At 62.4% G+C, this 12,073-nt stretch carries 10 protein-coding genes; 1 reads left to right on the top strand and 9 read right to left on the bottom strand.

What is annotated here, in order from left to right; translation table 11 throughout:
- Positions 1–181: 181 nt before the first annotated feature.
- A complete protein-coding gene (locus tag F8R15_RS19230; RefSeq protein WP_152845675.1) occupies positions 182–967 on the bottom strand; it encodes a hypothetical protein in 786 nt (261 codons plus the stop codon).
- Between the two features lie 4 nt (positions 968–971).
- Complete coding sequence (locus tag F8R15_RS19225) at positions 972–2,270, bottom strand: integrase arm-type DNA-binding domain-containing protein (protein ID WP_152845674.1); 1,299 nt, start codon at positions 2,268–2,270, stop codon at positions 972–974.
- A gap of 620 nt (positions 2,271–2,890) precedes the next feature.
- On the opposite strand from F8R15_RS19225, the gene F8R15_RS19215 reads away from it, so the two are divergent.
- Positions 2,891–3,307: a universal stress protein gene (locus tag F8R15_RS19215; RefSeq protein ID WP_078520990.1), complete on the top strand. Its 417-nt coding sequence runs from the start codon at positions 2,891–2,893 to the stop codon at positions 3,305–3,307.
- Between the two features lie 279 nt (positions 3,308–3,586).
- Here F8R15_RS19215 and F8R15_RS19210 read toward each other — a convergent pair whose 3' ends face one another.
- From F8R15_RS19210 to F8R15_RS19180, 7 genes are all read right to left on the bottom strand, one after another.
- Positions 3,587–4,636, bottom strand: coding sequence for a glycine betaine/L-proline ABC transporter ATP-binding protein (locus F8R15_RS19210; protein ID WP_078520991.1), 1,050 nt, complete (start codon positions 4,634–4,636; stop codon positions 3,587–3,589).
- 10 nt (positions 4,637–4,646) lie between these two features.
- The gene (locus F8R15_RS19205; RefSeq protein WP_078540496.1) at positions 4,647–5,690 is read right to left on the bottom strand and encodes a proline/glycine betaine ABC transporter permease; all 1,044 of its coding nucleotides are present in this window, start codon (positions 5,688–5,690) and stop codon (positions 4,647–4,649) included.
- 114 nt (positions 5,691–5,804) lie between these two features.
- On the bottom strand, positions 5,805–6,800 hold the full coding sequence (locus F8R15_RS19200; RefSeq protein WP_078540494.1) for an ABC transporter substrate-binding protein: 996 nt from the start codon (positions 6,798–6,800) through the stop codon (positions 5,805–5,807).
- A gap of 494 nt (positions 6,801–7,294) precedes the next feature.
- Positions 7,295–8,338, bottom strand: a complete 1,044-nt coding sequence (locus F8R15_RS19195) for an ABC transporter ATP-binding protein (RefSeq protein ID WP_152845673.1) — start codon at positions 8,336–8,338, stop codon at positions 7,295–7,297.
- Position 8,339: 1 nt separating this feature from the next.
- Positions 8,340–9,611: a hypothetical protein gene (locus F8R15_RS19190; RefSeq protein ID WP_306461413.1), complete on the bottom strand. Its 1,272-nt coding sequence runs from the start codon at positions 9,609–9,611 to the stop codon at positions 8,340–8,342.
- A 3-nt stretch (positions 9,612–9,614) separates the two neighbouring features.
- Positions 9,615–10,829, bottom strand: a complete 1,215-nt coding sequence (locus F8R15_RS19185) for a carbohydrate ABC transporter permease (protein WP_078605738.1) — start codon at positions 10,827–10,829, stop codon at positions 9,615–9,617.
- Positions 10,826–12,061 carry a carbohydrate ABC transporter permease gene (locus F8R15_RS19180; RefSeq protein ID WP_152845671.1) on the bottom strand — a complete coding sequence of 412 codons (1,236 nt, stop codon included), beginning with the start codon at positions 12,059–12,061 and terminating at the stop codon, positions 10,826–10,828. The genes F8R15_RS19185 and F8R15_RS19180 overlap by 4 nt, the downstream gene beginning before the upstream one ends.
- Positions 12,062–12,073 lie beyond the last annotated feature (12 nt).

Below are 12,073 nucleotides of genomic sequence, written 5' to 3'. Positions count from 1 at the left end.
AGTGAGCCACGGCGCTTGAGCGCTTCATTGTAGGATGGCCAGTTCCTGGTCTTGTAGGTCGGGGGCGTCGGTCTGCTCATGACAGCCAGCTACCACGCTGGATTCACAACATGAATCCCTTCACGGGATTTGTGCAACAGAGCCAGGCAAGCTCCAGACGAGCGGACAACGCTTAATTTAGCTACCTATACAGAGCCTTATAAGAGCGGAGGTGCTCAATGTCTTTGGGGCGCAGCGGATCAGACATCAACTCAGGAATTGGCTCTGGAAATTTCGAGGGGACAGACAGCAGATCACCGGCACGGAGTTTCATCTGAGCGGGCCCGCTGTCCGCAATCAGCGATAGCCTCCGCTCGAAGAAACTCGCGAATCTAAGAAAACCAACAAACTCTGAGCCTCCAATTCCGAGGCTGACACGCTCTCCATCATCCAGGAAACAATTTGATGCCCAAAAATGGGCTACCGGCCAGAACTCCCGCCACAAACGCCGAAGACGATCCTGGAAGTACTCATCCGCGGCCTCCTCGGCTTTCTCCGAATCGGCCCCATTGGCCACTTGTTTTCTAACGAATTTCTTGCCCGCGCCGCTCTCTTCGCGCCATTGCATCGAGGTAAGAGAAATCGCTTTGTTCAAGCTAGGGGCTTCCCAGCGATCCGTAAGCTGGACAAAGCGCAGCGCGACTTGCCCAACACCCCACCCCTTCACTGACTGCTCGTTCGTCTTCTTGAGAAGGTGCTTAGCCATCACTGACATCGGCAGGTCGTCATCGATTATTGAAGAGTGCGGGTAGGCGTCGTCGTCTCCAAGAACCTGAGATACAATCGCCATTTCCCTCTCGATATCCTCGGGATAGCGTTTGGCAGCAATCGGATCGCCTGGAAACAACATGTGTCCCTGAAGCACAAGAGGGGCATCGGAGCGTAACGCTCCGTGTGGCTCAAGAATTGGCGCAACCCTCTGTTCCATTACACTACCTCTTCACGTTGAAATTCAAAAGCTTTCCAGCCGACACCGTCCCAGTCAGGAAATCGGCCCAAGCGTTCATCATCGCTCGGCGCTTTTCGACCATGTCGCCGCGACGGTAGGAGGCTTCAACGGCATTGGCGACCTTGTGAGCTAGCGCCACCTCAGCCATGTCACCGGGGAAATGGGTGTTCTCAGCCACCCAGTCTCGGAACGTGCTGCGTAAACCATGCGGCACCGCTGGTCGTTTACTCGCGCGGTCTACAAAGCCCGGCCCGCCCCCGGCAAGGTCGGCTTCGTGCAATCGCTTCATGGCCGCGCTAAGTGTCATATCAGACAACTCGCCGCCACGTGGCGCTGAGAACAACAGACAGTTTTCATCGAACCGCGGCAGAGTCTCTAACAGAGCTAGGGCTTCTCCAGACAAAGGCACCCGGTGTTCACGGTTCATTTTCATTCGCCCGGCAGGGATGATCCACATGGCGGCCTTCTGGTCGATTTCCTCCCAGCGAGCGCCACGCACCTCTTGCGAGCGAGCCGCAGTTAGAGCTGCAAATTCTAGGGCGCGATTTCCCATACCGTCCCGCTTACGCAGCGCTGCTAGCCAGCGGGCCGCTTCGTTGATCTGCAAGGCCGGATGGTTTGCGCTCTTTGCCACCTTTATCGGAGCTGGCAAAAGCTCCTTAAGATTGCCAGCCCAGCGCGCCGGATTGTCACCCGTTCGATGCCCTGCGACTGTCGCCCAAGAGAGCACGGCCTCTATCCGGCCTCGAAGACGCGACGCCGTCTCTGTCTTTGTCTGCCAAATTGGCTCAAGCACCCGCAGCACATCCTGCACTGCGATATCCTGGACCAAAATCTTTCCAAGTTCCGGCACGGCGTATGTGTTAAGCGTACTTCGCCACTGCTGTTGGTGTTTCTCATTTTTGAACGCGTCCAGCTTAGCGGCTAAGTAATGGTCCACAGCGTCCGCAAAGCTCATGCTTCGGCGCTGGGCAGCGACAATCCCAGCTCTAGCGACTTTCCTCTCCTCAACTGGGTCAACACCGCGCCAGATTTGATCCCTCATCTCGCGGGCGCGCTGGCGAGCAACTGCAAGCGGCACTTCAGGGAAGCCGCCCAATCCAATCTCTCGGCGCTTCTCCCCCACTTGCACCCGAAGCAGCCAAGTCCTCCCCCCGTTCGGCGTTATCTGCAGAAGGAGACCGGACACGCCACCAACCGCAAACGTCACGTTCCTACCCTTGCCCGGATGCTTCAGGCGCTTAACTTCGAGCGCAGATAGTTCCTTGGCCACGCGCGGCATTCCACCCTCCTACTTACCCGCCTTTATCAATGCATCTGAATGCTTCCGGGTACAACACGTCGCATCACCCTCGATTGTAAAAATCGTCTTATATAACTGTAAATTCGTTATCTTTTGCGATGCAAGGCGAATTGAGAAAGTCCCTACACATCGAGAGACTGGCGGACTTCGTCTCCGCCATCACCCAGTGCGGAAAATCTAATCTGTTCCTGCCAATCGGTTATCGGAACAGAGCAAAAGCCCTTCGCCACGCGTGAACACCCCACATCATCCTCTGCCACACCGTATTGAACGATGAGCCCGGCGCATCTTCTATTGCTCGATGGGCCACATGCTCGACGACCTTCGCGTCGATCAGATGACCGAGATCATCCGGCGCGGGATGCGGTGGACGGCGTGCGGGTATGCGCAACCGACCTGCCCCCGAGCGATCCGGGACCGAGCCGTGCTATGCGCTGCGGGAATACGCGATCATCGATGTCGCATCGGGGCATTGGAGCGACGTATGTGCTCGATAGGAGGGCGAAAAATCGTCGTAGGCGCGGGGCACCTTCAATCCGGGTTTGCGCCCGGCCGCCACGCGGTTCATTCTCCGCCTCGAATTTCCCCCGGAGGCCATCATGGCACGCCAGACAAAGCTCATCCTCTGCCCGATCAACCTGCGCCACGCTCAGGTCGAGCATCATGCCTATATGGAAGCCGTCGAGATGGCGCGGCGGCGCCGTGCGAAGCTGATCGTGGCGACGATCGCACCCGAGATCGAGCGTAACCTCAATATCTACAACTCGGATACCTACTGGGGCCAGCAGCTGCGCAAATTCCTCAACGACAATCCCGCCAGCGGGGTGACCGAGGTCGAGATGGTCGTGCGCAAGGGCGCGGTGCATCGCCAGATCGTCAAGCTGGCGGATGAGCGCAAGGTGGACCTGATCGTGATGGAAGCGGCCAACCCGAAGGTGCAGGATTACCTTCTGGGCACCACGGCGTCCCATGTCGTGACCCATGCGGAGTGCTCTGTCTACGTGGTGCGCAGCTAAGGGCTCGCCCGGGGTGCGGCGCCCGGTACGCGGCGAAGCCGCAGGGCGCGCGCCGGCCCGTCCCGGCGGGCTGGCGCATTGGCCAACCGCGCAAGACGTTCATTCGGGAGAGGGGTTTGGCGACCATGAAGCGCTACCGCTCGCAGGTCATTATGCGCCATCCCACGGACCGGCGCGCGCCCCGCTTCCACGGCAACTCAAGCTTATATTTGGGAAAAGCCTGCGCCCGTCGCGCGGCGGGTCGGACCCGCCCCAATACAGGGGCGGGTCCCTTTCTTCTTACCGCTTGGCGGTTTCGCCCGAGGACTGTGCGGGCACCAGCGCGCGCATGATCGAGGGCATGGTGAGGCTGCCCACCGGTTCGCCCCTCATCATCACGCGGTAGCGGCGGTCGAGCGCGCCTTCGGCCTTGGCGATGACGCTCTCGAGGTTGTCGTTGCCGTCGATATCGCCCGACATCTCGCCTTCCGGCGCGCCGCGCTCCATCACCGAGCGCACGCGCAGCACGCGGGCGCGGTTGATGTCGGCCACGAAGTCCTCGATGTAGGGATCCGCCGGGTTGAGCAGGATCTCCTGCGGCTCGCCCTGCTGAACCACCCGACCGTCATTCAGGATCACCAGGTGATCGGCGAGCTTGAGCGCTTCGTCCAGATCGTGGGTGATGAAAATGATGGTCTTGTGCAGCTCGGCCTGAAGCTCGAGCAGCAGGTCCTGCATGTCGGTCCGGATCAGCGGATCGAGCGCCGAGAAGGCTTCGTCCATCAGCATGATGTCCGAGTTCGACGCCAGCGCCCGGGCGATGCCCACACGCTGCTGCATCCCGCCCGAGAGCTGGTGCGGGTGGTGATCGCCATAGCCGCCGAGCCCGACGCGGTCGAGCCACTTCTCGGCCTCCGCGACATAGTCGGAGGCCGGGAAGCCGCGGGTGGCCAGCGCCATCGCCGTGTTCTCCGCCACCGTGCGGTGCGGCAGAAGGGCGAATTTCTGGAACACCATCGACATCCGCTCGCGCCGCAGCTTGCGCAGCTGCGCCTCGTTATAGTCGAGGATGTTCTCGCCATTGACGATCACTTCGCCAGCGGTGGGTTCGATAAGCCGGTTGAGGTGCCGGATCAGCGTGGATTTACCCGAGCCCGAAAGCCCCATGATGACGGTGATCTCACCCTCTTTCATGTCCACGTTGATGTCATTGAGGCCGAGCACGTGGTTGCGCTTCTCGAGCAGCTCCGGCTTGCCCATGCCCGCCTTGACGTCTTCGAGCGCCGCTTGCGGATCCGACCCGAAGATCTTGTAGAGGTGTCGGATCGAGACTTTGATTTCTTTCGTCATGTCTGTCTCCTCACTTCCGGCTCTTGCTGGTGTCGATCCGGGCGAGCGAGGCTTTCGTCACGCGGTCGAGCAGGATCGCGATGATCACGATCCCGAAGCCAGCTACGAGACCCGTGCCCAGTTCGAGCGACCGGATGCCGCGCAGCACGAGTACGCCCAGACCCGGGGCCGAGACGAGCGAAGCGATCACCACCATGGCGAGGCTCATCATGATCGTCTGGTTCACGCCGGCCATGATGTTGGGCAGCGCGAGCGGGATCTGCACCCCGAATAGCTTCTGGCGCTTGGTCATGCCGAAGGCGTCGGCCGCCTCGATCACGTCGGGATCGACCAGACGGATACCCAGATCGGTCAGGCGCACCACGGGCACGATCGCATAGAGGATGATCGCGATACCGTAGAGCTTCGGTTCGGTGACCGAGAACAGGAAGATCAGCGGGATCAGATAGACGAAGGGCGGCAGCGTCTGCAGCATGTCGAGGATCGGGATCACGGTGCGCTGGAGCCGGTCGCTCCGAGACATCGCAATGCCTATCGGCACCCCGAATAGCACGCATATGAAGGCACAGACGAAGATGATCGCCAGCGTCTGCATGGCCGCCTCATAGTGATTGATGAAGGCGAGGAAGGCGATCGAGACCAGCACGAAGACCACCAGTCTCCAGGAGCGCGTCACCAGCCAGGTGATCAGCATCAGGATCGGCACCATCAGCCACCACGGCGTGTTGGTCATGATCCAGAGCATGTCGCGCAGGGCCCAGCTCAGCGGCTGGGTCAGCGGGTCCACGACGGCGCGCAGCCCGCCACGGATCGCGAGGAACCCGTCCTCGAGGCCTTGCGTCACATCGCGCGAGGGCGGGATCGCCCCGCAGGCCTTGTTCAGTGCATCGAGCGAGGGGAAGGGCCAGTTCCAGAGGCTGGGGCCCTGCGTCGTGGTGCCGTCGGTCTGCGCGATCAGGTCGGCCATCGACGTCATGCCGCCGCCACCGTCGCCGCCGGCCGAACACCAGTCCTTCAGCCCCACCGCGTTGAAGAAATTCTCGTAAGCTGCCATTGGTTTTCCGGGTCGCTCAGCGAGACCCGTCCCATATTGTTGCGTGATTGATCGAAAAAGGACGGGGCCTGCCCCGGCCCCGTCCATGTGTTGCGCGTCAGGCGCGCGTCACGATCATCCGCCGATCAGCTTCGAAAGCTTCTTCTGGGCATCGGCATCGAGCCAGTTCTTCCAGGTGTCCTGGTAGTTCTTGATGAAGTAGACAGCCGTCTCTTCACCCGAGGCTTTGTTCTCGTCCTGCCAGGCGAGCAGCTTCGACATGGTGTCGGTCTTGAAGCTCATCTTCGAGAAGAACTCGGTCTCGGCCGGGTGGGTCTTCGCGAAGTCGCTCGTCACCGAGGTCAGCACCGGCGCTGCCGGGAAGTCGGAAACCTGCGGGTTCGACGCGTCCTTGTTCTGGAGATTGTCGAACTTGGCCTTGTCGTAATCGCCAAGCTTCACGCGGGTCATGTCGTAGTTGCCCATGACCACGGTCGGGCCCCAGTAGTAGCCGAACCACGGCTTCTTGTCGGCAAAGGCCGAGCCGATCGACGAGGCGAGCGTCTGGCCGGAGCCGTGGTTGAACACCTCGATGCCCGAGCTCTTGAGGTCGAGCGCCTTGATCAGATTGTCGCTCACGACGCGGCAGCCCCAGCCGTCGGGGCAGTTGTTGAACGTGCCGCCGACCCAGTCGGGATGCGCCATAACGCCCTCGATGGTCTTCAACTCGGGGTGCTCTTTGGCGAGGTAGGTGGGGATCCACCAACCTTCGACGCCACCCGGCTGGAGCGTCTTGGCGACGCGCTTGATCTTGCCTTCGCTCTCGAGCTTCTTGTAGGCGTCGCCTGCCGAATTCAGCCACAGGTTGGTGACGACGTCAGGGCGACCGTTTTCGGCGATCGAGGTGATCGCGGGAATCGTGTCGGATTTGACCAGGCTGGTGTTACAGCCGTAGCCCTGATCCAGCATGAACTTCGCGATGTTGGTGGTGACCTCGGCAGCGGCCCAGTTCATCTGGGCGATCGAGATGTCACCGCATTGCTCGGCGGCACGGGCGGTTCCGGTCTGGGCTGCAAAGCCGGTGACCATAGCGGTCGCACCGGCGACCGCGAGAAGTGTCGTCTTCCGCATATGTTTTCCTCTCATCCGTTGGATTGTTCACGATCGTTTTCGGATCGCATTCGCCTTGCGCGTGATGAGACCGTCCGACCTCCCCGCGCGGGCGTGCTTCCACCCGGGGGAGCGTCTCGGCCCATCGTCGATCTTCAGGTTGCGCAGTGCACGCGAATGCGCCCGTTCGACGATTGCCGCGAACGGTAGCGCCGGTGCTCCCGATCAGCAATCGTCCGCCGGTCACATTAATTTGAGAAAAGAGACAGGGAACCCAATGATAACTGAAGGAAATTTTGTAAAAGGAGACACTTGAGGGGCGACAGAACGGCAAAGAGATCCGGCACCCGGAGGATGCCGGACCGACAATTTTTGAGCATGTGCGCGCCAAGTCGGCGGGCGCGCCTCTGTTGCGTGAATTGACGCACTGACGCGCCTGCACGAGACGACGTCGTCTCGCCCCCTGCCCGCGCAATTTTCCGCGTTGCCCGGGCCGCTCGCCCGGGCGCTCGGGATCAGACCGCCATGCCGTCTGCGTCGAAGAATACCGTGCGATCCGGCTCGAAGCTCAGCCCCGAGACATCGCCCGGACGCAGATCGGTATCGCCCGCGATACGCACGTTCACGGCGCCCAAGCGGCCGCAATCGAACAGGATGAACGTGTCGGCGCCGAGGAATTCCACCACATCGACGCGCCCGTCGCATTGCCCCTCGCCTTCGGCCACCAGCGAGATGTGCTCGGGCCGGATGCCAAGCTGCGTGGCTTGCGGCGCAGGACATTCCCCGCCGCGCCCGCCTTCGAGGCTGTAGCTGCCGCCCGAGACCGCGCAGGGCATCACGTTCATCTTCGGGCTGCCGATGAATTGCGCCACGAACAGGTTCGCGGGTTTCTCGTAGAGCTCGCGCGGCGTGCCGACCTGCGCGATCTTGCCGTATTCCAGCACCACGATCCGATCGGCGAGCGTCATCGCCTCGACCTGATCATGGGTGACGTAGATCATCGTGCGCTGGAGATTGCGGTGCAGCCGCGCGATCTCCAGCCGCATCTCCACCCGCAGCGCCGCATCGAGGTTCGACAGCGGCTCATCGAAGAGGAACGCCGTCGGGTCGCGCACGATCGACCGCCCGATCGCCACGCGCTGACGCTGGCCGCCCGACAGGTCCTTGGGTCGCCGGTCGAGGAAGCTCTGCAGCTTCAGGATATCGGCCGCCTCGTCGACCTTGGCGCGCCAGTCTTCCTGGGGTGCCCCCGCCATCTTGAGCGAGAAGCCCATATTCTCGGCCACCGACATATGCGGGTAGAGCGCGTAGGACTGGAACACCATCGCGAGGCCGCGCTTGGAGGGCGGCTGATCGGTCACATTCGCGCCGTCGATCTCGATCGCCCCGCGCGAGGTATCCTCAAGCCCGCCGATCATCCGCAGAAGCGTGGACTTGCCGCAGCCCGAGGGCCCCACGAAGACGACGAATTCGCCATCCTTGATCTCGAGGTCGATGCCCTTGATGACCTGGACGTCGCCGAACCACTTCTCGACACCGTTTAGCGTGATCGAACCCATTTCACCCCTCCTTGCCGGCCCAGGCGAGCCAGACGGCCGCCGTCCAGGTAAATGCCTTGCCGCCCGCGGCCGCGCCCGTCATCGGGTCGAAATACTCGACGAAGCCGTAGCGCCCGATCACTTCGCGGGTGCGCTTGCGGACCTCTTCGCCAAGCGCCACGCCGCGTTCGGAGGCGCCCTCGCCGATCATCATGTTCATCATCCCCCAGGTCGGGCCGCGCCAGTAGCGCTTGGCGTCGAACCGCGGATCGAAGGGCGCGAGCGACGGCACGCCATAGGGGGCCGCATCGAGCACGCGGGCCAGATGCTGCTCCATATGCGGCGCGTCGAGCCCGCCGAACCAGCACAGGAAGGAGGCGTTGCTGAGCGCGTTCGACCAGATGCCGTTGTTGCAGTTGTAGCTGTCGTAATAGCCCATGCCGGGGTTCCACAGCGCCTCTGCTCCGGCTTCCAGCTCGGCCAGCTGCGTGGCCATGTCGCCGGTGTCGAGATCTTGTGCCTCACCAGCCGCCAGCAAGTCGCGCAGGCCGCGCATCAAGATGAAATGCATCGTCGGGTCGGCCACTTTGAACGGGTTGCCCTCGGCGACTTTCGCATCATCCCAATCCAGCGCCTTGGCGCGCTGCACCAGCCAGATATAGCGGTCGTAATCGTATTTCGTCGGGCGCATCGAGGCGTCGACATGCTGGGTGTCGCGGCGCTCGTAATAGCCCACGTCCTGCGGGTCGATCCCGCTCATCGCGTCATCCCAGTCCGGCGCGTTGTCACGGCCCGACTCCCACGGATGGATCACGAAGATCGCGCCCTTCTCGTCGCGGCGCCATTTCAGGAACCACTCCGCCCATTTGCGCATCTTCGGATAGAGCGCTGCGAAACGGGCCGCGCCTGCTTCCGGATCGGCCGCCAGAAGCCGCGTCGCGAAGCTGAGTGCGACCGGCGGCTGGGTGATGCCCGAGGACGCGATCGGCCCGTTGCAACCCCAGACGTCGGGGCCGGGGAAGTAGCCCGGATCGGGCTTGTGGAAGATGATATGCGGGACCATCCCGTTGTCCCACTGCCCCGAGAACAGCGTCTCGATCTCCTGCCAGGCCCGGTTCAGGTCGAACTCGGCAAAACCAAGGCTCGCGAAAGCGCTGTCCCAGTTCCACTGGTAGGGATAGAGGCCGTCGGTCGGCACCGTATAGCCGCCCCGGTCGTTCTGGGTGAGGATGTCGCGCGCCGCGGCGTCCCGGTCTGAGAAGTCGTCTGCGGCAGCCAGAGTTTCGGTCATCATGTCTTATCCTTTCACCGCGCCGGCCGTCAGGCCGCGGGTCATGAAACGTTCGAGCCCGAGGAACAGCGCCATGATCGGCACCGTCGCGATGACGGCGCCCGCCATCAGGTGCTGGCGCGGGATCTCGGAGGAGTTGAGCGAGGCGATGCCCCGCGTGAGGGTGAATTTGCTGGGATCGTCGAGCAGCATGAAGGCGAGCAGGAACTCGTTCCATGCGATCATGAAGACATAGAGCCCGACCGAGGCCATCGCGGGCAGCGCCAGCGGCAGCGTGATCTTCCAGATCACCTTGAGCCGCGACAGCCCGTCCATCAGGCCCGCTTCCTCGACCTCGACGGGGAGGCCGCGGAAATAGCCCTGCAGCATGTAAAGCGCGACGGGAATGGTCGTGACCGGGTAGATCATGACGATCCCGAGGATCGAGTTGCGCAGACCGACCATCGAGTAGGCGATGTAGATCGGCAGCGCGAGCACGATCATCGGCACCATGTAGATCAGCAGGATGCCGCGCGAGAACACTTTCTGACCGCGGAAGCGCAGCCGCGCCACCGCATAGGCGCCGGGCACCGAGAACAGCAGCGTCAGCAGAACGGTCAGCACCGAGACATAGAAACTCGTCCAGAGGTAGCGGCCGAAATGGAACTGGGTCATCAACTCGTAATAGCTGTCGAACAGGTGCCAGCCCCGGCTCAGGTCTATCGAGAAATCGAGCGGGTTGAGCATCAGCTGCTGCTGCGACTTCATCGAGGTCATGACCATCACGTAGAACGGGATGACCACGATCGCGGTGAAGAAGATGTAGCCGAAGCCGGTGAGGAAGCGGATCACCGCATCCTCGAACTGGTGGCGCGTGAGCGCACCGAACCGTAGCTCGCGCAGGATCGAGTTGAGCGGGATCGAGACCGCTCCCGCCAGCACCACGCTGAGTGCGACGCGCCAGACAAAGTTGAAGCTGTCGTCGAATTGCAGCGCGCCGAGGCCCACCGCCATCAGCGCCAGCGCCACGATCACCGCCACCGCATCCGCGGCCCAGCGATTGGCGATGCGCACGCGGGCAAACCCGGTCGCAAGCCCGAGGATCAGCGACCCGATCAGAGCGGGCTTGGCCGCAGCGCCAGTGGCAAAGGAGATCGCGACGCCCAGCGTGACCGACATGACCAGCGCCCAGAGCGCCCCGATGATCGGCCCGGTAAGGTAGCCTTTATGCAGGATTTTCATAGCCCTTCCTCCCGGCTCATGGTGCGGAAGAACAGCCCCGAGAAGACCAGAAGGCAGGCGAAGATCACCACGGCGACCGCAGCACCCGCACCGATATTCGACACCGCGAAAGCCTGTTCGTAGACATTGACCGTCAGGACCCGCGTGCCGGCATTACCGCCGGTGAGCAGGAAGATGTCGTCGAACTTGTTGAAGGTCCAGATGAAGCGCAGCAGGAACAGGACCGAGAGGATCCCCAGCAGCTGCGGCATCGAGAGATACCAGAATTTCTGGAACGGCGAGGCCCCGTCCATATCCGCCGCCTCGTACATATCCGTGTCGATGCTCTGCATCCGCGCGAGGATGAAGAGGAACGAGAGCGGGAAATAGCGCCAGATCTCGAACACTGTCACCATGATGAGTGCGAGCGGCTTGGCCCCAAAGAAGTTGATCGCGCCTTCGCTCACGCCCATCTGCACCAGAAGCGCGTTGGCGGAGCCCGAATAGGGATCGAACAGCGTGATCCATGTGAACGCCACCGCGATCACCGGAGCCACATAGGGAAAGAGGTAAAGCCCGCGCAGGATGCCCTGCCCGCGGAAGCTCTTGTTCAGGAGCAGCGCCGCGAACAGCCCCACCACCAGCGCGCCCAGCGTGCCGAAGACCGTGTAGAACAGCGTGATGCCCAGAACGCTCCAGAACTCGCTGCCCGAGAAGAGCTGGCGGAAGTTGTCTAGCGTGAAGGTGGAATTCGTCAGGACGTTCGAGACATGACCCGTCGCCGTGACCTCGGCGTCGCGCATCGCGCGCTCTGCCTCGCGGGTGTCCCCGTTCACCTGCGCATCGACGCGGAAACGTTCGTTCGCGCCGGCCTCGAGCGTGCCGAAATCGCAAGACAGGTCCTGCCCGTCCATCGCGCAGCCCTGCGGCAGATCGCCGGTCAGCGCAACGCCCTCGGGCAGGGTCACGTTCAGCGCCGCCTTGGTCATCTCCTGCTCGCGCGAGGGGTTGATGACTCGCAGCTCCAGAAGCGCCTGATCGCCGCGTTCGCGCAGCGCCACCCGCGTGCGGATCTCGGCGGGACGCAGATCGCCCAGCGTCACCGGCTTGAAGGAGATCCAGAAGATCGCCAGTAGCGGCACGATCACGACAAGGGCCACGATCGCGATGGTCGGGAACAGCAGGCCCCAGGCCAGGCGCGCCTCGCGACGGGCAAGCGCGCCGCGCCCCTTGGGCGGCGATATGTCAGTCATGACAGTCTCCAA

Origin of the sequence: Thioclava sp. JE_KL1 (assembly GCF_009296265.1) — a bacterium.
Taxonomy (GTDB): domain Bacteria; phylum Pseudomonadota; class Alphaproteobacteria; order Rhodobacterales; family Rhodobacteraceae; genus Thioclava.
The sequence above is the reverse complement of the archived record's forward strand: the minus strand, read 5'-3'. Positions and strand labels throughout refer to the sequence as shown.

Excerpts from the sequence above, each read along its gene's own strand:
- F8R15_RS19215 (WP_078520990.1), top strand. The coding sequence starts at position 2,891 with ATGGCACGCCAGACAAAGCTCATCCTCTGCCCGATCAACCTGCGCCAC.
- F8R15_RS19225 (WP_152845674.1), bottom strand. The coding sequence starts at position 2,270 with ATGCCGCGCGTGGCCAAGGAACTATCTGCGCTCGAAGTTAAGCGCCTG.
- F8R15_RS19205 (WP_078540496.1), bottom strand. The coding sequence starts at position 5,690 with ATGGCAGCTTACGAGAATTTCTTCAACGCGGTGGGGCTGAAGGACTGG.
- F8R15_RS19185 (WP_078605738.1), bottom strand. The coding sequence starts at position 10,829 with ATGAAAATCCTGCATAAAGGCTACCTTACCGGGCCGATCATCGGGGCG.
- F8R15_RS19200 (WP_078540494.1), bottom strand. The coding sequence starts at position 6,800 with ATGCGGAAGACGACACTTCTCGCGGTCGCCGGTGCGACCGCTATGGTC.
- F8R15_RS19210 (WP_078520991.1), bottom strand. The coding sequence starts at position 4,636 with ATGACGAAAGAAATCAAAGTCTCGATCCGACACCTCTACAAGATCTTC.
- F8R15_RS19230 (WP_152845675.1), bottom strand. The coding sequence starts at position 967 with ATGGAACAGAGGGTTGCGCCAATTCTTGAGCCACACGGAGCGTTACGC.
- F8R15_RS19190 (WP_306461413.1), bottom strand. The coding sequence starts at position 9,611 with ATGATGACCGAAACTCTGGCTGCCGCAGACGACTTCTCAGACCGGGAC.
- F8R15_RS19195 (WP_152845673.1), bottom strand. The coding sequence starts at position 8,338 with ATGGGTTCGATCACGCTAAACGGTGTCGAGAAGTGGTTCGGCGACGTC.
- F8R15_RS19180 (WP_152845671.1), bottom strand. The coding sequence starts at position 12,061 with ATGACTGACATATCGCCGCCCAAGGGGCGCGGCGCGCTTGCCCGTCGC.